Source organism: Cohnella suwonensis (genome assembly GCF_042655365.1).
GTDB classification, from domain to species: Bacteria; Bacillota; Bacilli; order Paenibacillales; family Paenibacillaceae; genus Cohnella; species Cohnella suwonensis.
Genome location: NZ_JBHSMH010000004.1, coordinates 105,213 through 129,461, shown reverse-complemented (window position 1 = coordinate 129,461; position 24,249 = coordinate 105,213). Strand labels below are relative to the sequence as shown.

The following is a 24,249-nucleotide window of genomic DNA, read 5'->3' as shown; positions in this document are numbered from 1 at the left end:
GTGGATGGTGGGGAAGGTCAGTTCCACGACAAACTTTCTGGGCGAGTCGCCGATTCGTTGGCGGGGAAGGTATATACCTTCTCGATTTTGTCCGCCGCGATATCGTAGATGCCGTATCCTTCGAACGGGATGAAGTTCTCGTCGGCGAAAGAGTATTTGAATAGGAACTTCTTGCTGTCGGGGCTCCATTGATCGAGAGATTCGTAAGGATCGAAACGCGCCGCCTTGGCTTTGTCGACATGATACCCGTTGGCCGGGTCGTCGACGATCCGGTTGACGAGATCGAGATGGTCGAGCGCTTTGCCGGTCCCGACGTCCACGAGCACGATCCATTTCCCTTGCTGTAGGGCATAGTCGGCATGAAGCCATTTGCCGTCGGGCGACCATCCGAAGCCGATGATGCCGGCGACATCGGGGGAATACGCGATCTTTGGCTCGTGGCCTTTCTTCGCGATCCATAACTTGCCGTCGCCCCATTTGGACTCTCCGTACTTCTTGAAGGCAAAGGTTTGGCCGTCCGGAGCCGGAATGAACCGATCGGACTCCGCGAAGTCGCCTTCCAACAAGGAGAGCGAGAATCTCGCGACATTCGCCACGTATTCTTCCTTGTCGCCCGCGACTGCGTTCAGCGCGGCCGCGACGGCATCATGACGGTCGGCGTCGTCGAACTCGTTGATCCGATAGGCGGCATACCAGCGGACTCTCGCGGAGTCGCTCTCGAGCCCCTCCATGACTTGTTCGTATGTCAGCTTATCGAGTTGCTCGCTCGCGGTGTACTGCATGAGCACTCCGCTATTCTCGATCTCGTCCCAGACTTGCTGGGATTCCAGCTTGCGCGGGGATGGATCGGGAGACGGGCTCGGCGACGGTGACGGCGAAGGAGACTCCGCGGGCTCGGGCACGAGCCGGAAGCTGCGAGCCACCCGGGAAGCGGTCGCGGCATCGACGCTATCCGCCGAGAAATGAATCGTGTACGAGAGCTGATCCGGGATCACGATAAGGTATCGAATATCCGGCGTGCTTATGGTGCCGTCTTCTTTCTCCGTATCGGGAAGCTTGACTTCCGCCTTCACGCCGTTTCCTAAGTCCCAGATCTCGGTAGGGATGGGGCGGGAAGAATCGGTTAACGGCGAGAATTGACTGCTAATTCCGAGCAAGTCTACGCCGCCGATGACTTGATTGCCTTGGTAGAAAGTAGAGGGGGAGCCGTCCGAGAATGCCGTCCAATTGCCGGGTATCGTGAGCGTGTAATCGGTAAAGGCATTGCCGAAAAGCCGCATTCCGACGGAGGAGGCAGGCGTAGCCGCGCGAGACTCGTCGTTCATCCGGTACAACGCGAGCGCGCCGACGACGACCGCCATGCATACCGCCGCGATCAGCCAGCGGGCCGGACGAAACCGGCGGCCTCGCCTTGACGCTATAACAGGCTCCTCCGAAGATACGCCCCCCCAGATCCGCCTCTCGACCGCGTTCCTATGCGCATCCGTGAACCGGGCCACTCGGAACGGGCGACTTTTCAACCGTTTATCCAGATCGCGATCATTCGTCGTCATCTTGCGACTTCCTCCCCATCATATCCGCCAATCGGGCTCTTGCCCGGTGAAGGCGGGACTTGACCGTGCCGATCGCGACGCCCAGGTGACGCGCGATCTCCTCCGCTTGCATCCCGTAGTGGGCGCTCAGAACGAGCGTTTCCCGGTATTTGTCGGGCAGCCTCATGACGCAGCTCCAGATATCGTCGGCGTAACTCTTCGCGATGTACTCGTTTTCGGCCGACGGCCGGGCGTCCTTCGATCTGCCGAATTCCAGTCCCACCGTCCTGCGGAAAAAGGCGAGCTTCCGGTACGAGAAGGCGGTGTTGCGCGTAATGCGGAGCAGCCACGTCTTGAGCGAGCTTTGGCCACGGAAAGAGTCGATGCCCCGGTACGCCTTCACGAAGACGTCCTGGGAGATGTCGTCGGCCCAATCGCGCCTGCGGGTCAGGAAAAACGCATAATTCCATACGTCTTCCCCGTATCGCTCCATGATGCTTCTGATGTCGAATTCCTCGATGGCGGTTACGAATTTCAAGTGCTCGTCGCTCATCCGCGCCTTCCTCTCCCCATCCCGATAACAAACAGACTCCGAGTCTCCCCGTCCGGTTCCCGGATTCCGCGAAAAATTTATGATATGATACGAAGGATCGATCTCTTGACCGAAAGAAGGTAGTTTTCCATGCATCTATTATCCGTTGAAAATATATCCAAAAGCTATAGCGACAAAATGCTGTTCGAGAACGTGACGTTCGGCGTGGAGACGGGAGAGAAGATCGGCATCATCGGCGTGAACGGGACCGGGAAATCCACGCTGCTCAAGGTGATCGCCGGCATCGAGTCCCCCGATGTCGGCCAAGTGTCGATCGGACGTTCCGTCGTCCTCCGCATGCTGGCGCAGGATCCGGTCTTCGCCCCGGGCGAGACGGCGCTCGAGCACGTGCTCGGCGGGAACTCGCCTCAGCTGCGCGTGGTGCGGGAACACGCGGACGTGCTCGCGGAGTTGGCGATCCGGCCGGAAGACGAGAAGCTGCAAGAGCGGCTCATCGCGGTTAACGCGAAGATGGACGAGCTGGACGCGTGGACGCTCGAAAGCGAGGCGAAGACGGCGCTGGGCAAGCTCGGGATCGCCGATTACGACGGGAAAGTCGAGACGTTCTCGGGGGGGCGGCGCAAGAGGGTCGCGATGGCGGCCGCGCTCCTGCAGCCTTCTGACGTCCTTATTCTGGACGAGCCGACGAACCATATCGACAACGATTCGGTCGCTTGGCTCGAAGGCATGCTGCAGAAGCGCAAGGGCGCGCTGCTCATGATTACGCACGACCGTTACTTCCTCGACCGGGTCAGCAATCGCGTCATCGAGCTCGACCGCGGCAAAGCCTACTTCTACGAAGCGAACTATAGCCGTTTCTTGGAGCTGAAGCTGGAGCGGGAGGAAAGGGAAGCGGCTACCGAAGCAAAGCGGCAGAACCTGCTTCGCAACGAGCTGGCGTGGATTCGCCGGGGCGCGCAAGCCCGTTCGACGAAACAAAAGGCGCGCATCGACCGGTTCGAGGCGCTGAAGGACCAAGGGCCGAAGGCGTCGGCCGGCAAGCTGGACGTATCCGTCGCGTCGTCGCGGCTTGGCAAGAAGATTCTCGAGATCGAGCATCTGACGAAGGGCGTGGACGGCCGGACGCTGATCCGCGACTTGAGCTTCATCGCCGTGCCCGAGGACCGGGTCGGCATCGTCGGACGCAACGGCAGCGGGAAGTCGACGCTGCTGAAGATGATCGCGGGCAAGCTGGCGCCGGACGCGGGGCGCGTCGAGCTCGGGCCGACCGTGAAGCTGGGCTGGTTCAGCCAGGAGCACGAGGAGATGGACGAGTCGCTGCGCGTAATGGAATATATCCGCGAAGGGGCGGACCAGGTCAAAACGTCGGACGGCTTCGTCGTGTCCGCCGGGCAGATGCTCGAGCGGTTCCTGTTCGAGCCGGCCGCGCAGTGGGGCGTCATCTCTAAGCTGTCCGGAGGGGAGAAGCGCAGGCTGCAGCTGCTGCGCGTGCTCATGAACGCGCCGAACGTGCTGCTTCTCGACGAGCCGACGAACGACCTCGACATCGCGACGTTGACGGTGCTCGAGGATTACTTGGACGATTTTCCCGGCGTCGTCATTACGGTGTCTCACGATCGTTATTTCCTCGATCGGACGTCGGAGCGTATATTGGCGTTCGAAGGCGACGGCGTCGTGACGCATCACGTCGGCAATTACTCGGAGTATCGCGAGTTCGCGGAGAAGCGTGATACGCAGAAGGCGGCGGAAAGCGCGGCGGGGAAAGCCGGCAAAGGGACGTCCGGTTCGCCCGGCGCCGGGTCGGCTTCCGCGGCAGCGGCGGCTCCGGCGAGATCGGAGAGAGACCGCCCGCTGAAGATGTCCTACAAGGATCAGAAGGACTACGAGCAGATCGACGGCTGGATCGCCGAGACGGAGGACGCCCTGAAGGCGGTCGCCGGGCGAATGGAAGCGGCCGTCAGCGATTCGGCGCGGCTGCAGGAGCTGATGGCGGAGCAGCAACGGCTCGAGGAGAAGCTGGAGACGCTGCTCGAGCGCTGGACCGAGCTGAACGAGCTCGCGGAGCAGATCGCCGCGAACAAGAACGGGAAATAAGTTAGAGGCTCGGCCGGGGGCGACGATTGCCTCACGGACGGGCTTACTTATGCGCAAATATTACGTTATACGCAATGACCTAACAATTTTAAAAGGAGTAGAAACATGAAGAGATATAGAGTCTTGCATATGTCGTTTGATACGCGTGCCACTATATTAAATACACAAATTGAAGAAAACTGGGAAGAAGACACAGCAAGTTTATGGAAAGAGAATAAGAAAACAATTACACAAGGGCTTTTTCATGAGTATGGTGGTATAAACTTTGAAGCGAAGTTAGCTTACTTCAAAGAGTTTGGACCGATGCCATTTTCGATAATTGCATATCATAATAATTTCTTTAAAAATATTAGAGATTCGTATGTCATTGGTTCATTCTATCCTGCATTAACTGCAGCATGCTCATTGGGTGAAAGAATATTAAATCAATTAATACTTTCGTTGAGAGAAGACTTTAAAGCAACACCGCAATATAAAGATGTTTATTCTAAAAAGTCCTTTGATAATTGGGACAAAGTTATAGCAACTCTTGAATCTTGGAATGTCCTTCTAGCGGAAGTAGTAACACTTTTTTTTGAATTAAAGGACTTAAGGAACTTTTCGATTCATTTTAATCCGGAGACAGATCGATTAGATAAAGAATTAGCACTTAAGGCCATCACTCTACTGAAAGAAATAATATCTCTTCAATTCGGTATTGGTAATCAACCTTGGTTCATTCATTCTATACCTGGTGTGATATACGTCAAGAAAGAAGCTGAGGAATGGCCTTTTGTTAAGAAGGTAATTATTCCCAACTGTGTTTTGGTAGGGTATCTTCATAAATTGGAACATGATGGTAGTTGGTTCAAGGTTGTAGATGATCATGAATATGATGATAGAGAAGTAACTGATGATGAATTTAAGGAATTGTTGGCTTCTCGATGAAGAGATCACTGCGTATAACACCATGTTCACGCTTCGGCGGACGAGCCGCCTCGGTCCGGCAGGAGTTAGATGTGGACTCGGGGAAGTAATTGGCAGCAGCAGGGAAGCGGAATCAGCCGGACACATCCGCACCACCTAACCGCATCGCGGCCGCCCTTCGGGCTTAAGGTGGTGGGACGTCGTGAACACATTAACGTTATATGAAATATCGTGAAACCAATAAAAACATTAGGGGCGAAAGAGATGGAAATCGAAAGACAGTTATTTCTTACAGAAGAATATCAAGAATCAGAAGTTCAATTCATTATTAATCAGATTGATTCTTTTAATCAATCAATAGCCCCAACTGCTCAAGAATCATATTCTGAACCAATAAATTTGATATTAAAGGATCAGGAAGACCAAATTTTTGGAGGAGTTCTTGGGAGATTTTATAGATTTGCATTATATATTCATGTTTTATGGGTTAGTGATCAGCTGAGAGGTCAAGGTTATGGTTCAAGACTATTAGAAGAAATAGAATCAATTTCGAGATCTAAGGGATGTAGGCTAATTCATTTAGATACTTGGAATTTTCAAGCTCCCGAATTTTATAAGAAACATGGATATGAAATATTTGGAATATTAGAAGGATTTCCTGAAGGATTCAAGAGATATTATTTAAGGAAAGTAATTTGATAGCATTTCAATGATGCACGATACTTCACATAACACCATGTTCACGCATCGGGCCATTCGGCCCTCGGTCCGGCAGAAGTTAGATGAGGTTTCTAGGATGCAATCGGCAGCAGCAGGGGAGCATATTCAGCCGGACACATCCGCACCACCTAACCGCGTCGCGGCCGCCCTTCGGGCTTAAGGGAGTTGGACGCCGTGAACACATGAACGTTATACGACAGAACGAAGATTAATACTTTTGTGAGTGATGACAATGTAGCAATAGTATAACATCATGAATTTCATTCGATTTTGATAAAGGAGAAAACAACTCATGAGTATCGAATATATTACACACAAGAGAGTGCCTACAATTGAGGAATACATCAATCTTTGTAGTGCTGTTGGTTGGAAAGACTATATGAATTTTGATGTTGCTGAAGAATCCTTAAACAAATCGTTATTCGGCGTTGTTATTCAATTTAAAGATGAAATTGTTGGAATGGGAAGAGTAGTTGGAGACGGAAAGATCTATTTTTACATTCAAGACATAGCAGTTAATCCAGAGCATCAAAACAAAGGAATCGGAACTTTGATTATGAAGACAATAACAGAATTCTTAACAGGAAATGCACCTGAGAAATCATTTATTGGTTTGTTTGCAGCACAAGGAAAAGAACCATTTTATAATAACTATGGTTTTAATAAGCACGATGGAATGACAGGGATGTTTGGTGTAATTCATGAAAGTGAAATAAAGTGATTGTGAAAATATTTCAAGGTTCCGTCGTATAACACCATATTCACGCATCGGATCATTCGGCCCTCAGTCCGGCAGAAGCACCCGCACCACCCAACCGCGTCGCGGCCAATCGGCACGTATTTGAGCCAGTATTAAGCAAGCGGGAATGCCATCGCCGCCGGAACGCGGCACTCGACAAAAAAACGGGGAAGGGCGCCGTGGCTCCTTCCCCGTTATTCCGTGTTTATTTTCGAAGCAGCAACGATTGAAAATGAGGGACGCCTTCGCCGAGAGGCTCGACATGGAACTCCTCGACGCCGAACCGCTCGCGGACGATCGCCAGCAGGTCGTCGTCCTCATACATCGTGAAATGGCGCTTCGGTTCGAAGCGGTCGCCTTCCCAGACGGCGTCGCTGTTCTTGCCGCCGTAGACGCCGAAGAAGAATAGCCCGCCGGGCTTCAGCACGCGATGCACTTGTTCGAGCACGGTACCGAGATCCGCTTTCGGAACGTGAAGCAACGAGTTCATCGCGTAGACGGCGTCGAAGATCTCCGGCTCGAACGCGAGCTCGTAGAAGTCCATGACCCGCGCGTCCAACCCTTTCTCCCGGCATAGCCGGACATGCTCGTCCGATAAGTCGACGCATACGACGTCGAACCGGTTTTCCTTGAAGTAGTGGCCGTCCCGTCCGGTACCGGCTCCCAGCTCGAGAATAACGTTCTTGTCCTCCTCGAGAATCGCTTGAAGGAAGAGCTGGCGCTCTTTGAACTTCCAAGGCTCCATCTTCGCTTCGTTCCGCTGCTCCGCGTAGCGATTATAAGTCGTCCGCAGGTTTTCTTTGGTTTCGCTCACGATCGATCCAACATTCCTTTCGCCTGGTCTTCTCGCCTAGCCCCCATTATAGGCTTCGCACCATGCCGCCGTCCACGATAAGCGTTTGGCCGGTCACGTACGTGTTGGCGAACGAGCCGTAAAACGCGGCGTAGCGCCCGAATTCCTCCGGATCGCCCATCCGGCCGAGCGGGATTTGCGACGTCGCTTGCGCCTGAATCTGCTCGAGCGTGACGCCCTTGTCCGCAGCGCGTTTGCCGTCCAGCTCGAAGATCCGGTCGGTGGCGATGCGGCCTGGCGCGACCGTGTTGATCAGAATGCCCGCCGGCGCAAGCTCCGCGGCCAGCGTCTTCGTGAGCGCCTGAACGCCCGCGCGGAACACGTTCGACAGAATGAGTCCGTCGATCGGCTGCTTCACGGACGTAGACGCCAAGTTTACGATGCGGCCGCCGCTCTTGCCGTCGCCCGCCGAGCGCAAAGCAGGTAAAGCCTCTCGAATCAAGCGGATAACGCTAAGGAGATTCAGCTCGAAGCCGAGCTGCCAATCGTCGTCCGCCATGTCCGCGAATCCGCCCGGCGGCGGACCGCCGGCGTTCGTGACGAGCACGTCCAACCCTCCGCGCGCGGCAACGGCGCCCGCGATCGCTTTGCGAATGTCTTCGCCGCTACGTACGTCAAGTCGAACCATACCCGCTTCATGTCCCGTCGCCGCCCGAATGTCGTCCCGCGCCTGCTCGAGCTGGCCGAGATCGCGGCTCGCGATCGTCAGCAAGGCGCCTTCCTTGGCGAACGCCAGCGCCGAAGCTTTGCCCAGCCCTTTGCTCGAGGCCGCGACGAATACCGATTTGCCCGTCAATCCAAGATCCATGATTATTGAAACTCCCAACAGCTGAGGCTCAGCGTGCCGAGCTGATAGCTGCGGTGAAGCAGCGTCGCTTGCCGCGATCCGTCGCCGGCGCCCATCGCCAGCAGCAGAGGAATGAAGTGCTCGTTCGTCGGCACCGCGTCCCGCGCGAACGGCGCGAGCTCCTCGTAACGGAACAGCTCGTCCGTGTCCCAGGCTTCGATTTTGTCGTGCAGCCAATCGTCGAACGCGACGGCCCACGGCTCCGCTTCTTGCGCCCGCCAGTTCAGCCTGCGCAAATTGTGGACCGTGCCGCCGCTTCCAATGACCATGATATCCCGTTCGCGGAGCGCGGACAAGGCTTGGCCGATCTTGTATTGCTGCTCGTTCGTCAAGAATCGGTCGACCGACAGCGCGACGACCGGAATGTCCGCGTCCGGGTACAGCAGCTTCAGCACCGCCCAAGCGCCGTGGTCGAGACCGCGCCGCGTATCCGCGACGCTGGCGATGCCGGTTTCCTCGAACAGGCGGCGGATTTCTTCGCTGACGGCCGCGTGCCCATGGGCGGGATACGTTATGGCGTAAAGCTCGTCCTGAAAACCGGAAAAATCGTAAATGGTCGAGTAAGTCCCGACGTCGCTGACTTGCTGCTCCCGGTTTTCCCAGTGGGCGGAGAACAGCGCGATCGCTTTCGGTTTCGGATGATCGGCGGCGAACTTTTTCAGGAAATCGGTGTATTCGTGTTGCTCCAGCACCAAGGAGGGCGCGCCGTGCGCGAAAAAGTAAGAGGGGATCATCATGAACATCTCCTTTAATAATGAGTTGAATTATTAACGGGGTACGCGTTTAATCCCGTTAAAGTTATTCCGCGTGCGAGTCTCGGCGAAGCCAGTCGACGAAGTCGCTTTGGTTCTGTTCGGAGACGCCGTGGTCGGTCGGGTAGAGCTTATAGGTCAACTTGTCGGTCCTCGTTCCGAAATACGCCGCGTTGTCGTGCCCGATCCGAACGGGGAAGATCGAGTCGCGTTCGCCATGCGAAATGAAGACCGACACGTCCGACGTATCCCGCAGCACGTACTCCGTCTTGACGAAGTCGGGCACGTAGCCGTTCAAGGCGACGATGCCCTTCAGCCGGGAGCCAAGCGTCAAGGCGAGGGTCATCGATAAGATCGCGCCTTGGCTGAAGCCGAGCAAGTAGACGCGCGCCGGGTCGATCGGATGCCGGGCGATCGCGTCCTCGATGAATGCCGTTAATAGATTCGCGGCTCTGTCGAAGCTCTCGCGAACGGGATTGCCGAGGCCCTTCAGTTCATAGTATTGATAACCCGAACCGAGAATCAGATCGCCCCGGACGTGAACGAGGATGAAGTCGTTCTCGAGAGGCTCGGTCAAATTCGCCATGTTGCGTTCGTTCGAACCTTTGCCGTGCAGCGTGAAGATCGTCGGATAAAGCTTGCCGGGCTCCATCTTGTCGGGGAGACGGATGTCGTAAGCGTAGGTGGGCGTCATGGGTGAGTCCTCCTTCATAGCGGAAAATATATTAGCTATATAAATGTAAGTTACATATCGCTAATGTACTGCCGAAACAGATAGACTGTCAAGCACTTTATTGCTAATATAAAAATAGTTTATGTATTACTAATATATTTGACGCAATGGAGCGTGCATATATGGATATCGGGTCTGCCGTCCGCGCGATTCGCAAACGCAAAAACATTACGATCGCCCAAGTGTGCGAGAGAACGGGCTTGTCCCAAGGTTTCATGAGCCAAGTGGAGACGAACAAGACGTCTCCGTCGATCGCGACGCTCGACCAGATCGCCAAGGCGCTGAACGTTCCTCTTGCTTACTTGCTCATGAGCGACGACGAACGGATGTCCGTCGTCCGCAAAGCCGACCGCAAACGAACGACGAGCGGCGGCGATCAGCTGAAGGTCGAGCATCTGAGCGCGACGAAAGGCATCCGGATGATGATCGTGGAATTCCCGCCGGGGGCGTCGACGGGCGAGGAGCCGCGCGCGCACCAAGGCGAGGAATCCCATCTTGTTCTCCAGGGAAAAGTCGTCGCCGAGCAAGGAGAAGATTCGGAGACGCTCGAGGTAGGCGATTCGTTCAGTTGGAACGCGTGCACGCCTCATCGGGTGCGGAACGTCAGCGACGGCACGAGCATCGTTCTGATCGCCGTTCATACGGACGCGGACAACGACTGAGCTTAACTCGGTTTTGAATTTGTCTTCTTCTAGTCTTCCAGCCAAGCCCCGATGCCGAGGCGTTGTCCTTCCCGCCAATAATGCGCCGCCACGGCCATGTCGAACGCTGCCATTCCCATCGGGTTGAAGAAGACCGGATCGGCTTCGGCGCGGCCTTTCAGCGCTTCGTCCCATACGACCTCGCGCAACGTAAGGACATCCCCTTCGCTCAGGCCGGTTTCCCGGTGCAACAGCTCGACGTCGGTATTTTCCCGGCAGACTTCCCGCCAGTCGTCCACGACGACGGTCCGTACGTTCTTTACGCTATCCGCCTTATAGTCGCGAAGCGACACGTTCAGCAGCAACGCGCCGGGGGACGGCGCTTCATCGATGTAACGATCGGTCGCGGCGGTGCAAGTGACGACGATATCGGCAGCTTGATAAGCTTCGCGCCAATCGTCCGCGACGATCGTCCGGTCGCGCCATGCCGGATCGATCGTCGAAGGATCGATGCCGCGCCTGTCGTGCAGGCGGATCTCGTCGATGCGGTCGCCGTGCAGCGCCGTCAGCATCTCGAACTGCCTGCGGCCGATCGGCCCCCAGCCGACGAGACCGACGCGATACCGATCGCGGCGTCCGAGATCCATATAGGCGCGAAGCATCGCCGCGCTTACCGCTGCCGTGCGAAGCTGGCTGACGAGCGCGCCGTTGATGACGGCGACGGGAACGCCGGTGTTCGGTTCGTTCAGGATGATCGCGCCGTGCGCTCTCGGCTTGTCTATCGCTAGGTTGCCCGGGAAGCTCGCGATCCATTTCATGCCGCTCACGGCCGTGTCGCCGCCGACGTAGGCGGGCATGGCGATGATCCGGTTGCCCGGATCGCCGTATCTCAAATAGGGCTTGAGCGGTTGTACGACTTCGGGCGTGCCCGTCAGCCGGAGCGTCTGCTCGACCAAGCCGCGAAGCGTATGCCAATCGGAGCCGATCGCCCTGATATGGCCGTCGTTAAGATAGTACATGTCGTCGCACCCATTCTTCGTGATATACGGTATCGAGATACCGCTCGCCGCGGTCGGGCAGAATCGCCGCGCACACGGAACCCTTAGGAATGTCGTTCTTCATCGCCCGGATCGCCGCGACGACGCCGCCCGAAGAAGCGCCGGCCAGAATCGATTCCTTGGCGGAGAGTGCCAGGCAGCCTTCGACGCAGTCCCGTTCCGACACGTAGACGATCCGGTCGACGAGCTCGCCACGGCTCAGCGCCGGCGTCATGGCCGCGCCCAGCCCCGGAAACTGCCGCTTACCCCGATCCCCTCCGAAGATAACGCTGCCGACCGCGTCCACCGCGATGATCTTCGTCGCCAGTCCGCTGTCCTTCAGCCACTCCGCGCACCCCCGGATCGTTCCGCACGAGCTGACGCCGCAGAACAGATAATCTATGCGGGGTAATGCGGCCAGCAGCTCGGGCATCGTCGTCTCGTAGTGCGACAAGTAATTGTTCGGATTGCCGTATTGGTTCGTCCAATAGCTGTCCGGCGTCGTCTCGCGCAGTTCCCGGACGCGCCGGATGCGCGCGGGCAAGAAGTCGCCGCTCGCAGGATCCGGTTCGTCGACGAGGTCGATCTCTCCGCCGAGACTGCGGATGAGCCTCAGGTGGGTGTCCGTCGTGCGGGGATCGACGACGCAGACGAACCGAATGCCCATGTAGCGGCATAACAGCGCCAAGCTGACGGCCATGTTGCCGGAGCTCGATTCGATAACGGTCGATCCGCGTCCGATCTCTCCCGAACGGATCGCTTCCCGAAGGATGAAGAGGGCGGGGCGGTCTTTGGAGCTGCCGCCGGGGTTAAACATCTCCAGCTTCGCATGCACTTCGAACGGTTCGTCTTCGAATAGACGGGCAAGGGGAACGACGGGCGTACGGCCGATCGTCCCGCCGATGCCGACCATGAGGTCGGCGTCGGTTAACCGGCTCCCGGCATTCCCGCTACCTGTCGTCTCCGCGGTTGTTGCCTCGTACGTAACCTCTTTTGCTCCCTTATTTGTGGCCTCATGAATTCCCTCAGCGGTTTTTTCTATGGTTACCTCTATGGTCGACTCTGCAGGTCCCTCGTTCGTTCCGCTTCCGTCGTTGCCGTCGCTCATCGTTCCGTTGCCTCCCGGTCGTAATGAATCTTCTTGTGCTTCAGCGCCGTACCTTCGAACGAGATGTCCGCGGGGACGACGCGGAGAGCGTCCAGCAGTCCGCCCCGGATCATGATGCCGATGTCCGGTATGCGATCTGCGAGATCGGCTTCGATCGCGGCGTAAACTTGCGGATCGCGTTCCGCGTCGTCGACCTGAATAGTCAGCTTATTGCCGCCGACGCGTACGCGTACGTTCGCTTCCGGCAGATGGCGATAGACGACTTCTTCGATGTCGTAGAGGCTGATTTTCTCCCCGTGCTTCAGCTCGGGGCCGATGCGCCCGACGATCGCTTCGAAGCTCATCGCCCAATGCCCATCGACGAGTACGGGACGTAGATCCCGAACGAGATCGTAGGTGACGTAACGGAGCGCGGGGAATAGATCGCGCGCGTAGGAGGTCAGCACGAGCACTTGGTCTTGACGATGAGGCGGGTCATCTTCTTCGGGCATCCGGCTTGATTCGCCCGCCGATAACGCCGAAGCCGGAACGCCTTCGGCTTCGATCCCCTCGACGAAGAAATAGCGGCCGTGCTCGTGCGAATAATATGCGATCGTGCCGATCTCGATCGAGCCGAGCGTGTCCGTGACGTGTTCCGGCGCGAGCCCGAGCCGGGCCGCGACGCCCGCGCGCCAAGCCGGGGAGGCGATCTCGCCGACGAGCAAGACATGGCGGACGCCGTAGGCCGCCGGATCGCCGGGCGAGGCGGCGAGCAATCGGTCGACGATCGACGGCATCGTATACAAGACGTCGGGGCGGAGCGAGGCGAGCTTCGCCAAATGTTCCCCGACGGGTTTCTCGAACGAGATCGATTCCGCGGCGATGCCCGCACCGGCGAAGACGTCCAGGGCGGTGGCGGCCGCGTGGCCGGTGCCCATGTCGGACAGCGCGGTCCGCGCGCCGGTCGGGCCGAGCAGCTTTCCGAACAACTCGGCTTTGATCCGAACGTAGCGGATCTCGTCTTCCTCGGAGTAATAGATCGTTTTGCGGCGGCCGGTGCTCGTGCCGGACGTCCGGTAAGAGCCGACGCCGCTTTGCGTCGCGAAAGACGGCGGTTCCCCGCCGTAATAGCGCCTCTCCAGCGTCTCCGCGGTCAGGAGCGGGAGCCGTTCCAAGGCGACGTCGCCCGCGGGATCGACGCCGGATTCCGCGAGCCATGCGCCGTACCAGGGGAAGACGTCGATCATCCGCTCGATTTTGCGGCGGAGCCGATCATGTGCCAACGCGATTCCTCCGCTTCGGTCAAAGTGATATTCATGTATATGAGCGGTTTGTACTCCCAGCTTAGACGCGCGCCCTTCCTCTCCGCGAGAAAATCCATACAGTGTGGGAAAGGCGTTCGGCATTCCCGCCGATACGCGGATACGAAGGAGTTGACGACGCGTTGAGCACGTTGAAAAGGGTATCCAGCAAGTGGGCGAAGACGAAGGTGCTGATCGGATCGCCCTTCCTGTCCGCCCACATTCCGACGACCCGCCGGTTGACCCGGAAGTCGCTGAAGCGGCTGCTCGCGAAGTACGGTTTGGCTTACGTCAAGCCGGAGGAGGGCTCGCTCGGCATCGGGGTCATGCGCGTCGGCCGACGGAGCGTGCAGGAAGGCTTGCGCAAGCGGACGTTCGCTTCTTACGACGAGATGTACGAGTGGCTCCGGAAACGTACCGCCGGTAAGTCTTACTTGGCGCAAAGAGGCGTGCGCATGCTGAAGCTGCAGGGGCGCCCGATCGATTTTCGCGTGATGGTCCAGAAAGGACGGGCGGGGTGGAAAGTGACCGGAACGGCGGCTCGCGTCGCCCATCCCGGCAAGGTGGTCACTAACGGCAGCCAAGGGGGGAGCATCCACGACGCGGGAGGACTGCTGCGCCGGTTGACGGACGCGGGTACGGCGATCCGGCTGCAAAGGAAGTTCAAGCGTCTCGCGAAGGCGACGGCCTGGCGGTTCCAGAACGCCTATCCAAGGATGAACGAGCTTGGGCTCGACATCGCGGTGGATCGGAAGCGCCGTGCGTGGATTCTTGAAGTGAACACGCAACCGGACCCTTGTCCTTTTACGAAGCTGGCCGACGCTTCCATGTTGAACGAGATCATCCGCTACGCGCGCGGCTACGGCAAAACGTACGCCCTGAATTGCACGAAAGCACGCAGAGGTTGAATGAAGGCCGAAACCTCGGGAGATGCTGTCCGTAGTAAAGAGGGCAACGAATCGAACGAGGAGGCATGGCTGATGAATTGTCCGGTATGCGAAGATTCCCGGATGCGGGAAGTGGAGAAGAACGGGATTTTGATCGACGTTTGTCCGTCTTGCAAAGGGGTTTGGCTTGATCGGGGGGAACTCGACAAGCTGATGCAAGACGTTCGCGAGGTCAAACAAGACTACAACGAATGGTATTACGGCGACTCGCGCGACGGGCAGGAACCTCAACGCCAGTCCTATAGCCAAACGCCGCAACAATCGTATCCGCAGCAACCGTATCCGCCGCAGCAACAACACGGCCACGGGCACGGACATTCGTCGTACCCGCCGTACAAGAAAAAGAAAAAAAGCGTCATGGACGTCTTCGGCGATTTGTTCGACTGACGATATGCGCGATCCCACCGTCTCGGCCGCCGGCCGGGGCGGTTTTTTCGTTGGCGGGTGTATGGGGCGATGGGCGCGGATGGGGCGAGATCGGAGTTACGGGAGGAGCGATAGTGGGGGGGGGGGGGGGAGTGCGGAGTTACTGCTTGTGGGGCGTGAAAGAGGGATCGAACGCGGAGTTACTGTTTTCGGAGATGTGACTGGCTCGCAAATGAGGGATCGAGCACGGAGTTACTGCTTGAGGAGGCTTGAGGAGAAGTAACTGGTTCGCGAATGAGTGGTCGAGCGCGGAGTTACTGCTTGAGGAGCAGTAACTGGTTCGCGAAAGAGGGCTCGAGCACGGGGTTACTGCTCGAGGAATAGAAATTGGCGCGGAGTTTACCGCTTCTAGGCCAAGTAAATGGATTAATACAGTTAATTAGCGCCCGTCAAACGAAATCTGCTCATCTTAGTGGAAAAGTCCATTAATTTCGGGCGTATTGGCTGAAATCTGCTTAGAAGGCCTGATTTTACTGTATATTTCCATTAAGGCAAGAGGGCTGTGATGGAATGGCTGAAATTAATGGAAAAAACCATTAATCTCAGCAATTTGACCGCCAACCGCCAACCGCCGCCCGCCGACAACCTACTGCCCACAGCCAGCACACGATCTCCGCTATGCCTCTCCGATAACGACCTGCCGCCGTCAGCCCCCTCCCGCTATTATAAGAAATGCCGCGATTTCATTGACAACGACAATGAGAACCATTATCATTCATAAGAAGCGTTATATTGAGAACGGTTATCACCAATTTCGTCGGATATCATCATTGTCGTCGGTCATTGTAATCGGTTTGTAATCGGCGTTCATTTTTTTCATCGGTTATCATCATCACCTTCAAAGGGGAGTTGCACCATGTCGCGGTTAAACACAAATCAGTTATCTCTTGCATACGGCAGCAGGCAAATCGTGCAGGGGCTGAATTTGCAAGTACCGGATGGCATGATTACGGCTCTCGTCGGCTCGAACGGTTCCGGCAAATCGACGATTTTGAAGTCGATGGCCCGCATTCTGACGCCGACGGGCGGAGGCGTCTATCTCGACGGCAAGCTGATTCATCGCCAGCCGACGAAAGAAGTGGCGAAGCAATTGGCGATCTTGCCGCAGAATCCGTCCGCGCCGGAAGGCTTGACGGTGCGCGAGCTCGTCGCTTTCGGCCGTTACCCGCACCAGAAGGGCTTCGGGAACTTGACGGCGGAAGACCGCCGCATGATCGATTGGGCGCTCGAAGCGACGGGCATGTCCGCGTTCGCCGACCGGTCCGTGGATCATTTGTCGGGCGGCCAGCGGCAACGGGGCTGGATCGCGATGGCGCTCGCCCAAGGCACGGAAGTGCTTCTGCTCGACGAGCCGACGACGTTCCTCGATATGGCTCATCAGATGGAAGTCATGAACCTGCTCGAGAAGCTCAACAAGGAGCAGCAACGCACGATCGTCATGGTCGTTCACGACCTGAACCACGCGGCGCGCTTCTCCCAGCATCTCGTCGCCTTGAAGGCGGGCACGGTATTGTACGAAGGACCGCCGGAAGAGGTCATGACGTGCGACATGCTGCGCGAAGTGTTCAACATCGACGCCGACATTATTCCAGACCCTCGCACGGGAGCGCCGCTCTGCCTGCCTTACGGCTTGGCGGACGAAACGGGTCATGCGGGAACGACGATTTCGCCGTCGATCGACGCGTTCGCGAACGGGCAAGAGGAACAACGGATGCAGGCTTTGGCATAGTGTAAGCCATCGCTTCGAAACAACTAAATAGGATTGGTTATTCTCACCCTTCTTCGCTACTGGTAATATGTAGGAAACGGAGGAGGGTGTTTTTGTTTTGGATAACGCGCTAATCAATCGCAAGCTTACGGAACTCGCGAACAACGTCGGTTCGGTCGTCGTCGGCAAGGAACAGGCGGTGGAGCATCTGCTCGTCGCCTTGCTCGCGTCCGGCCACGTCATTCTGGAGGACGTTCCCGGAACGGGAAAGACGCTCCTCGCCAAGACGCTGGCCCAATCGCTCGACTGCTCGATGCGGCGCATACAATTCACGGCCGACCTGCTCCCTTCGGACGTTACGGGCATTAACTATTACAATCAACGCAACGGCGAATTCGAGATGCGGGCAGGCCCCGTTTTCGCCAATATTCTGCTGGCGGACGAGCTGAACCGCGCTACGCCGCGGACGCAATCAAGCTTGCTGGAGTGCATGGAAGAGCGCCAAGTGACGATCGACGGCGAGACGTACCGGCTGGAAGCGCCGTTCATGGTCGTCGCGACGCAGAATCCGATCGACAATCACGGAACGTTCCCGCTGCCGGAGGCGCAGCTCGATCGCTTCATGATGCGGGTGTCGATGGGTTATCCGACGGCTGAGGAAGAGCTTGCGATCATGCGGAGGTTCGTTCCGGGCAATCCGCTGGAAGGCTTGAAGCCGATCCTGACCCGCGGGGAAGTGGCGGAGCTTCAGAAGGCGCTGCCGCAAGTGCACGTCGGCGACGAAATCTACGCTTACGCGATCGCGATCGCGTCGGCGACCCGCTCGCATCCGGAACTGTCGTTCGGAGCGAGCCCGAGGGGGGCGCTTCAGCTCGTGAAGGCGGCGCAAGCACGAGCCTTGCTGCGCGGTCGGGACTTCATCTTGCCGGACGACGTGAAGACGCTCGTGAAGCCGGTTCTGGCCCACCGTGTCATCCTCAGGGACGCGATGCGGGAAGAGGGCGGCCGGGCAGAGAAGATTCTGGACGCGATCGTGGCCGGCATTCCGGTTCCGTCCGAACCGGCGCTGGAGACGCGGCGCTCATGACTTACGTCTTCTGGATCGTGCTTCTTATGAGCGCGCTCTACGGGGCGCAACGGCTGACGTTCAGGCTCGCCGGCTTGAAGTCGGTCGCTTACGACCGTTCGTTCAGCCAATCGAGGGTGCACGCGGGCGAATCGACGTGGATGCGGGAGACGATCGCGAACGGCAGAAGATTGCCACTCCCTTGGGTCCGCGTCGAATCGCAGCTGCCCGCCCAGCTCGTCTTCAAGAACGCGCAGGCGGACATGTCGATCCATAGCGGGGATCGGCTGCAGAATCACGCGAGCCTGTTCACGATCCCGGGCTATACGGAGATCGTTCGGAAGCACGAGATCGTATGCCCCGCGAGGGGCAAATTCCGGATCGACAGTTATACGCTGACGTCGGGAGACATCGTCGGATTCCCGGGGCGGTCTGTGCGTCAGCCGGCGAGCTTGGAAATCGTCGTCTACCCGAGATTGAAACGGATCGACGACTTTCCTCTGGAAGTCAGGCGTTACGTGCAAAGCGTCCGCAGCATGATCAGTCCGATCCGCGAGGACGCGATGTACGTCGCGGGCATTCGGCCTTACCGGCCGGGAGATTCGTTCCGGATGGTGAACTGGAGCGCGACGGCGAAGACGGGACAGCTTCTCGTCCATCGGCGGGAAAGCATGCAGGATAACGATCTGACGCTCATTCTGAACGCGGAATTGCTCGATCGCGCGAACAACGCCCGCATGACCGCCGAATCGTTCGAGGAAGCGGTCAGCTATGCGGCTTCCGCCGCGCAGTACATCATCGGAGGCGGAGGGAAGGCGGGCTTGATATTCAACGGGGAGGTAGACGGATACGACGCCCCGGTGTTCCGCGCTCCCGAGAGAAGCGGAGCCGCGCATATGGACGCGCTGCTGGAGGCGATGGCGGGCTTCAAACCGGAGACGCGGCTCGGATTATCTTTTCTATTGAAGCAGCTGCTGGGCGAAAGGCAACGGGGGAAACATTATTTGCTCGTGACGGCGTTCATCGACTCGCAAGAAAGGCAGCTCGTCCGCGAGCTGAGAGAGCAGGGCAACGGCGTCGAGCTTCTGCTGTTCGTCGAAGGAGGGATCGCATCATGAGCCCCACGACAAAGTCAATGGCACAGAGAGAGTCCCTTCCGATCGGCAAAGGCATCTTACGCGTCCTGACGGAAGGATTGTTATGGCTGCCGGTCTGGCTGATGGTCGGAAGCGCCGCGGACTCCGGTCCGACGAGGATCGGCTTGCTCGGTCTCGCGTTGACGCTCTTCTCCGCGGGGCTGTTGTTTCATGCGACGTTGCCAACGGCGTGGAGACGAGTGATCATGTTGGCCGTATTCGTTCTATTGATCGCGCTAGGCCTGGGCGCTTATCCGGATAACATCGTCCTCTTGGTCTGGGGAGGCGTCGCGCTCTGGCGGGGCCGATACGCGGCTTTCGGATATATGCAATGCGCTCTCGGCTTCGGTATCGCCGCCTCGGCGCTGTCCCTCGTCGCCGTGAACGACGACTGGAGCGGCTATAAGCTCGTCTTCATACTGCTGTCGTTCGGCTGGATGATCGCTTGGTTCGTCGCGCTGAATCGGCACCTCATGGAAGAAGCCTCGCTGCTTCAAGGCATCGCGACAGGAGCGGTCAAGCGGGCGAACCGTACGTACGTGTACGCGTTTCTGGCGGCTAGCGTGTCGGTCGTCGCGCTTACGGCGGAATTCGGCTCGCGCTTGCTGACGCCGAAGAACCCGATCAAGCCGAACGAACGGCGGATCGATCCCGAGAAGTTCATACAGCCGCCGTCCGATTCGGGCGCGGCGAACATGATCCAGCAGCTAGGCGGCGCCGGGGGGACATGGAAGGGCTGGGACGTCATCGGTTGGGGCGTCCTTGCGGGGGTCGTAATCGTAGCGGTCTGGTTCGTCCGGTTATGGTGGCGCGATCGCAAGCGGACTTGGCAATCTTGGTGGCAAGCCGTTCTGGACATGCTGCGGAGGGAACGCCGGGCGGAGGATGTATTGCCGTACGTGGAAGAGCGGAGGTCGCTCGCGAAGAAGCGGGCGCAATCGCCTAGAATCCCGACTCGAACGGCCAAAGCCGACTGGGAGCGGCTCGGCGACGCGGATAAAGTCCGGCGGCTTTACGAGGAAGCGGTGCTGGCCGGTATCGGGGACGGATTCGAATTCCGCGCGTCCGACACGCCCTCGGAGACGCTGGAGAGGATCGAAAGGCATCGGCTCGCGTTTCCGGTTTCCGGCAAGGGCAGAGCCGCGACGTATTGGGCTTGGTTCGCGGAAGCAAAGCCCCGGCTGTTGCGCTTATACGAGAAAGCGAAATATAGCGCGCACGCGATCGGGGCCGATGAAGTCGGCCGGCTGAGGGAACGAAAGCCGAAATAAGGCGCTGAACCGAATAAGAGATTCAAAAACAAAGGGCAATCCCGACAAGTCATCTTGCGATGACGACGGGATTGCCCTTTATTTGATCGCCGCCGGATTATTCCGCGGCTTCGTCAGATGCGCCCGCAGCGGCAGCATCTTCCGCATCCGAAGGTTCGGTTGCGAGCTCTTGGTAAGTATCCGTGTCCATGATCCGACGAGCGGTTACATAACGCGAAGCGTAGTATTTGTCGTAAATGCTGACGAACGAAACGCTCTTGCCCGAAGAAGGGGAATGAACCATTTTGCCGTCGCCGACATAGATGCCTACGTGCGAGATGCCTTTGCCGTTCGTGTTGAAGAACACGAGGTCTCCCGGACGCAAGTTGTCTCGGGAAACTTTCTGGCCTTGCTTCGCTTGGTCTCTCGAAGCACGGTTGAGATTGATGCCGAGCTGCTTGAAGACGTACTGCGTGAATCCGGAGCAGTCAAAGCCGCTTTTGGTCGATCCGCCGTACTTGTAGTCGATGCCGAGAAGGGGCTTGATCGTCTCATCCATCTTGGAATCGGCGAACGCGCTGCCTACTTGGAAAGCCAAAGCAAAGCATAAAGCGATAAGAATAGCGGAAAGCTTGCGCAAAACAGGTTGACTCCTTCCAATGCCTACGAGGTTAGCTGGAGGGTTCGGTAGAAGGTTCCCCTATGGCTCCTGTGAAGCGAAGCCAATTCACCCGTAAAGACTGGTTCCCCCGTTTCCCGCTTTCGCGAGAACTCGGCAGTTTTTGATTTCTTCGTCTTACATATTCGGTTTTCCTGACGAATTTCCTGCATCTACTAAATGAGAATTCACTCATCTACAGCGGAAAACTAGGAAATCGGTCCTCCTTTCGCTTAGGAAATGGCCGCCGATAATAACGTCAAACCCCGGTTACGCCCGCGAAAAGGCGCAAACCGGGGAATGTCCCTGGTGAATATTGTCGGAAGGGGGACAGGAAGCTTACGGCTCCGTTCCGGACCATACCTGATATTGGGACGCGGACGTCCATAACGTCAGGAGGGAACGGACGAAGTAGAAAGCCTGATGCAGCGCGACGGCGATAAATCCGGACCAGAGCGTGGAGACGGCCCACGCCGTGGCGGATACCGCCAAACCGATGCCGAGCAACGCTAGAGTGATGCCGATTAAAGGCAATGCCCGGCGAAGCGCCAACCCGAGCCCGTTCAGAATGCCTTCGCCGGACGCGGCGCCGAACTGCATGAACTGAAACAGCAGATGCAGCAGGAAGCCGGTGACTAGCCATGCCAGCGCATAAGGCGACAGATCTCTCAGCCAGTCGGTTATGATGGGCTCCGAGTAGAACCGGTCTTTCGCGAAGGGCACCAACCAGACGGCGGGCAACAGAAGCAAAGCGTTCTCCGCCCAGTACAGCAGCGTGACCGGTTTCCAAACCCGGCGAACCCCGAACAGCACGCGCGTGCCCGCTTCCTCCGTCGCGTGGTGGAAGGAGTAGAACACGCCGGCGTTCAGCAGCGGCGTCAGCAGCATCCGCAGCAGAAGCAGGCCTCCGAGCAGCCAAAGCGACTCGTTGACGAGGTCGGTCTTCAGCAGCCGGAATTGGGCTTCGACGAGGAATAACCGCGCCGCGTCGGAATTCGGGTGCGTTTCCGGATAGCGGGCAAGAATCGGGGTCGCGACGGAGTCGACGAACCGGTAGAGGAAGAATCCCCACAACAGCCGGTACAGGAACAGGAGAACCACTACAACCTTATGACGGACGGCCATGTCCCATCCCTTTTTTAACAATTCTCGTATCATCGTGACCTCGCCTCCTTACCACGCCATTGTTCCGAACAGGCCTTCCAGCAATTGCGTGATCCCGGTCGCTACGCGGGAACGTTTCTCTTTCGGCACCTCGGAAAGCAAATAATTGTTGTACTTCCGGTTGTCCAGGACGACTTTGTTGCCCGGGTCGATGGCGGCGTACGTCAGCGGCGACGCGGAGCGGAGCTGGAGCCGGATGTGGTTCTGGACGCCGTCCCACTGTTTGCGGAGCGACTGCCCGTCGGCGAACTGGAGCCATACCGACACCTGCTGCGCGTTCCCGCCGTACCTTCTCAGCAGCACGGTGCTTTCGAAACCTTCGTTCGTTTTTTTCGATTCGATCGATTCGACCGCGTAGTCCGCCATCTCCCCATGCTGCACGTAGGACAGGAAGAAATCGTTCCATTTCGTTTTGGTGACCGACTCCACGACCTTCTGGAAGTCTTCCGACGACGGATGCCTGAATTTGTATTTCTGAAAATACGTCCGCATGATCTTGTTCATCGTCTTGTCCCCGACTTGGCGCTCGAGGGCGGACAGCACGAGCTTGGCGCGCATGTAGACGTTCTCGGCGTATCCGTCGGAAGAGCTGAACCGCCAGGAATATTGGTTCAGAGGCTGCGGATCGGTCAGGTAGCTGGATTCCACCGCCAAGTTAGGAAGCACCCCGTAGATGCTGGACATGAGCTTATCCTCGGTATAAGAGGTGAAGCCTTCGTCGAGCCAGGCTTCCTCGAACTCGTTGGAGGCGACGAGGCCGTACCAATATTGATGCGCGATCTCGTGAACGAGCGTCCGTTCGAGATCGTAGCCGGAGCTCGCGGCCTGGGCGGAGGCGCCGGTGACGAGCGTCGGATATTCCATGCCCGCCGCGCCGTTCGCGTCCGCCGGCGGAATGACGACCGACAGCGTCGAATACGGATATTCCCCGTACCACTGGCCGAGCTTCGCGAGGGCGGACTTGGCGGCGTGCATGTAGCGGTCCTTCAAATCCTTGTGCAGCGGATCGAGATACAGCTTGATGCGAACGCCGGGAACGCCCGGGGAAGAGAAGGAGTCTTCCACGTATTCGAAGTTCGGAGATGCGGACCAGGCGAAATCGTGAACGTCGTCGGCGTAAAATTGGAGCGTCTTCCTTCCGGCGTTGACGACGGCAGGCTTCGTCTGGAAACCCGTGGCCGCGACGACGTACGTCTCGGGCACTTCGATGCGGACGCTGTAGATGCCGAAGTCCGAATAGAATTCGGAGTTGCCGTGGTACTGGTGCAGGTTCCAGCCTTCGCCGGTTTTGCCGCGGGTGCCTGCCGTCTCGTAGACGGCGACCTTCGGGAACCATTGGCCCGCCATGACGAAATCGCCGGCTTTGCCCATGCGGGCGAATACGTCGGGAAGCTTGACGGTGTAGGCCATGCGAAGGGTGACGGTTGCGCCTGGCTTAACCGGTTCCGGCAATCGGAAGGTGACGAGCGTGCGGTCGCTCTTATTGGAGTCGTCCGGCTGAACGTAGTGCAGGCGAGGAAGCAGCGTTTCGCCTAGGTCCGTCGTCAGCGAGGTCAGCGTCATGCCGCCCTCGCCGCCCGATTTCATTTTGTCTCCGCGCAATTGGCCGCCCGATTCCTTCATGAACGTGCTGCCCGGCGAGAAAGCGTTCGGATAGAGATGGAAGTTGAGCTCTCCGACGGACTTGCGGCCGGGGTTTTTCCAAGTGACGGTCTGCTCCCCGTTAAGCGTCCCAAGCCTTTCGTCGAGCTTGACGGAGATATGGTACTCCGCGACCCGGTTGCTGAGCACGGCGGCCGTCGACTTCGACTTCGCGTCGGGCACGGGGTCCGCTTTGGGCTCGGCGGCTACGGGCGCGGCCGAAGAAGGGCCCCTCTCCAACTCGGACGCCGCGGAAGCCGGCCAGGCATATTGGTCCACCCAAGCGTCGGCGAATCCGAACCGGAACGATAACACAAGTACAGCGGCGGCGGCGACGAAAAGCAGCATTCGCAGCGAACGGCGCTTAGGCATACGGATAACCCTCCCGTTGACAAGCATCTACGAGATATATATGTGGGTTGTCCGCGGAATATTTCCGATGCTTGTCAGGAAAATGG

24 protein-coding genes and 1 riboswitch are annotated in these 24,249 nt (G+C 57.8%); of the genes, 12 read left to right on the top strand and 12 right to left on the bottom strand.

Annotated features, from left to right (window positions below; translation table 11 throughout):
• Positions 1 to 17: 17 nt before the first annotated feature.
• Positions 18 to 1,553 (bottom strand): hypothetical protein, encoded by a 1,536-nt coding sequence (locus tag ACFPPD_RS01750; protein ID WP_209747241.1) that lies wholly within the window; start codon positions 1,551 to 1,553, stop codon positions 18 to 20.
• Positions 1,540 to 2,085 carry an RNA polymerase sigma factor gene (locus ACFPPD_RS01745; protein ID WP_209747243.1) on the bottom strand — a complete coding sequence of 182 codons (546 nt, stop codon included), beginning with the start codon at positions 2,083 to 2,085 and terminating at the stop codon, positions 1,540 to 1,542. Before ACFPPD_RS01745 ends, ACFPPD_RS01750 begins: the two co-directional genes overlap by 14 nt.
• Positions 2,086 to 2,214: 129 nt before the next feature.
• On the opposite strand from ACFPPD_RS01745, the gene ACFPPD_RS01740 reads away from it, so the two are divergent.
• The 4 genes from ACFPPD_RS01740 to ACFPPD_RS01725 all read left to right on the top strand — a co-directional run bounded on the left by ACFPPD_RS01740 (position 2,215) and on the right by ACFPPD_RS01725 (position 6,526).
• Positions 2,215 to 4,179 carry an ABC-F family ATP-binding cassette domain-containing protein gene (locus tag ACFPPD_RS01740; protein ID WP_209747246.1) on the top strand — a complete coding sequence of 655 codons (1,965 nt, stop codon included), beginning with the start codon at positions 2,215 to 2,217 and terminating at the stop codon, positions 4,177 to 4,179.
• Between the two features lie 105 nt (positions 4,180 to 4,284).
• On the top strand, positions 4,285 to 5,106 hold the full coding sequence (locus ACFPPD_RS01735; RefSeq protein WP_209747249.1) for a hypothetical protein: 822 nt from the start codon (positions 4,285 to 4,287) through the stop codon (positions 5,104 to 5,106).
• Between the two features lie 243 nt (positions 5,107 to 5,349).
• The gene (locus ACFPPD_RS01730; RefSeq protein WP_209747251.1) at positions 5,350 to 5,784 is read left to right on the top strand and encodes a GNAT family N-acetyltransferase; all 435 of its coding nucleotides are present in this window, start codon (positions 5,350 to 5,352) and stop codon (positions 5,782 to 5,784) included.
• A 313-nt stretch (positions 5,785 to 6,097) separates the two neighbouring features.
• Entirely contained in the window at positions 6,098 to 6,526 is a 429-nt protein-coding gene (locus ACFPPD_RS01725) for a GNAT family N-acetyltransferase (protein WP_209747253.1), read from the top strand.
• Positions 6,527 to 6,749: 223 nt separating this feature from the next.
• Here the strand turns inward: ACFPPD_RS01725 and ACFPPD_RS01720 are convergent, their stop codons facing one another.
• From ACFPPD_RS01720 to ACFPPD_RS01705, 4 genes are all read right to left on the bottom strand, one after another.
• Positions 6,750 to 7,358 carry a class I SAM-dependent methyltransferase gene (locus tag ACFPPD_RS01720; RefSeq protein ID WP_209747255.1) on the bottom strand — a complete coding sequence of 203 codons (609 nt, stop codon included), beginning with the start codon at positions 7,356 to 7,358 and terminating at the stop codon, positions 6,750 to 6,752.
• A 46-nt stretch (positions 7,359 to 7,404) separates the two neighbouring features.
• Positions 7,405 to 8,205, bottom strand: a complete 801-nt coding sequence (locus tag ACFPPD_RS01715) for an SDR family oxidoreductase (RefSeq protein WP_209747257.1) — start codon at positions 8,203 to 8,205, stop codon at positions 7,405 to 7,407.
• Between the two features lie 2 nt (positions 8,206 to 8,207).
• Positions 8,208 to 8,978 (bottom strand): DODA-type extradiol aromatic ring-opening family dioxygenase, encoded by a 771-nt coding sequence (locus tag ACFPPD_RS01710; protein WP_209747259.1) that lies wholly within the window; start codon positions 8,976 to 8,978, stop codon positions 8,208 to 8,210.
• A gap of 64 nt (positions 8,979 to 9,042) precedes the next feature.
• Complete coding sequence (locus tag ACFPPD_RS01705; RefSeq protein WP_209747262.1) at positions 9,043 to 9,690, bottom strand: alpha/beta hydrolase; 648 nt, start codon at positions 9,688 to 9,690, stop codon at positions 9,043 to 9,045.
• A 161-nt stretch (positions 9,691 to 9,851) separates the two neighbouring features.
• On the opposite strand from ACFPPD_RS01705, the gene ACFPPD_RS01700 reads away from it, so the two are divergent.
• Positions 9,852 to 10,391 carry a cupin domain-containing protein gene (locus ACFPPD_RS01700; RefSeq protein ID WP_209747265.1) on the top strand — a complete coding sequence of 180 codons (540 nt, stop codon included), beginning with the start codon at positions 9,852 to 9,854 and terminating at the stop codon, positions 10,389 to 10,391.
• A 29-nt stretch (positions 10,392 to 10,420) separates the two neighbouring features.
• Here ACFPPD_RS01700 and ACFPPD_RS01695 read toward each other — a convergent pair whose 3' ends face one another.
• From ACFPPD_RS01695 to ACFPPD_RS01685, 3 genes are read right to left on the bottom strand one after another with little or no spacing between them, the layout of a single operon-like run.
• On the bottom strand, positions 10,421 to 11,389 hold the full coding sequence (locus ACFPPD_RS01695) for a 2,3-diaminopropionate biosynthesis protein SbnB (RefSeq protein WP_209747267.1): 969 nt from the start codon (positions 11,387 to 11,389) through the stop codon (positions 10,421 to 10,423).
• Entirely contained in the window at positions 11,376 to 12,515 is a 1,140-nt protein-coding gene (gene sbnA / locus ACFPPD_RS01690) for a 2,3-diaminopropionate biosynthesis protein SbnA (protein WP_378081116.1), read from the bottom strand. Before sbnA ends, ACFPPD_RS01695 begins: the two co-directional genes overlap by 14 nt.
• Complete coding sequence (locus ACFPPD_RS01685) at positions 12,512 to 13,777, bottom strand: phenylacetate--CoA ligase family protein (protein ID WP_378081114.1); 1,266 nt, start codon at positions 13,775 to 13,777, stop codon at positions 12,512 to 12,514. Before ACFPPD_RS01685 ends, sbnA begins: the two co-directional genes overlap by 4 nt.
• Positions 13,778 to 13,938: 161 nt before the next feature.
• Here ACFPPD_RS01685 and ACFPPD_RS01680 point away from each other — a divergent pair, with 161 nt between their 5' ends.
• The 7 genes from ACFPPD_RS01680 (at position 13,939) to ACFPPD_RS01650 (ending at position 20,349) form a co-directional block, all read left to right on the top strand.
• The gene (locus tag ACFPPD_RS01680; RefSeq protein ID WP_209747269.1) at positions 13,939 to 14,703 is read left to right on the top strand and encodes a YheC/YheD family protein; all 765 of its coding nucleotides are present in this window, start codon (positions 13,939 to 13,941) and stop codon (positions 14,701 to 14,703) included.
• Positions 14,704 to 14,775: 72 nt separating this feature from the next.
• Entirely contained in the window at positions 14,776 to 15,129 is a 354-nt protein-coding gene (locus ACFPPD_RS01675; protein WP_209747271.1) for a TFIIB-type zinc ribbon-containing protein, read from the top strand.
• 544 nt (positions 15,130 to 15,673) lie between these two features.
• Positions 15,674 to 15,889, top strand: a complete 216-nt coding sequence (locus ACFPPD_RS01670; RefSeq protein WP_209747274.1) for a hypothetical protein — start codon at positions 15,674 to 15,676, stop codon at positions 15,887 to 15,889.
• A gap of 135 nt (positions 15,890 to 16,024) precedes the next feature.
• The gene (locus tag ACFPPD_RS01665) at positions 16,025 to 16,897 is read left to right on the top strand and encodes an ABC transporter ATP-binding protein (protein WP_209747276.1); all 873 of its coding nucleotides are present in this window, start codon (positions 16,025 to 16,027) and stop codon (positions 16,895 to 16,897) included.
• A gap of 97 nt (positions 16,898 to 16,994) precedes the next feature.
• The gene (locus ACFPPD_RS01660) at positions 16,995 to 17,963 is read left to right on the top strand and encodes an AAA family ATPase (RefSeq protein WP_378081110.1); all 969 of its coding nucleotides are present in this window, start codon (positions 16,995 to 16,997) and stop codon (positions 17,961 to 17,963) included.
• On the top strand, positions 17,960 to 19,060 hold the full coding sequence (locus ACFPPD_RS01655; protein ID WP_209747278.1) for a DUF58 domain-containing protein: 1,101 nt from the start codon (positions 17,960 to 17,962) through the stop codon (positions 19,058 to 19,060). The genes ACFPPD_RS01660 and ACFPPD_RS01655 overlap by 4 nt, the downstream gene beginning before the upstream one ends.
• Entirely contained in the window at positions 19,057 to 20,349 is a 1,293-nt protein-coding gene (locus ACFPPD_RS01650; protein WP_209747280.1) for an MFS transporter, read from the top strand. The genes ACFPPD_RS01655 and ACFPPD_RS01650 overlap by 4 nt, the downstream gene beginning before the upstream one ends.
• Positions 20,350 to 20,446: 97 nt before the next feature.
• Here ACFPPD_RS01650 and ACFPPD_RS01645 read toward each other — a convergent pair whose 3' ends face one another.
• The 3 genes from ACFPPD_RS01645 to ACFPPD_RS01635 all read right to left on the bottom strand — a co-directional run bounded on the left by ACFPPD_RS01645 (position 20,447) and on the right by ACFPPD_RS01635 (position 24,163).
• Positions 20,447 to 20,968 (bottom strand): C40 family peptidase, encoded by a 522-nt coding sequence (locus ACFPPD_RS01645; protein WP_378081108.1) that lies wholly within the window; start codon positions 20,966 to 20,968, stop codon positions 20,447 to 20,449.
• A 5-nt stretch (positions 20,969 to 20,973) separates the two neighbouring features.
• Positions 20,974 to 21,116: riboswitch (cyclic di-AMP (ydaO/yuaA leader) on the bottom strand.
• 209 nt (positions 21,117 to 21,325) lie between these two features.
• Entirely contained in the window at positions 21,326 to 22,144 is an 819-nt protein-coding gene (locus ACFPPD_RS01640; protein ID WP_378081107.1) for a hypothetical protein, read from the bottom strand.
• A 15-nt stretch (positions 22,145 to 22,159) separates the two neighbouring features.
• Positions 22,160 to 24,163: a M1 family metallopeptidase gene (locus ACFPPD_RS01635; RefSeq protein WP_209747282.1), complete on the bottom strand. Its 2,004-nt coding sequence runs from the start codon at positions 24,161 to 24,163 to the stop codon at positions 22,160 to 22,162.
• Between the last annotated feature and the right edge of the window lie 86 nt (positions 24,164 to 24,249).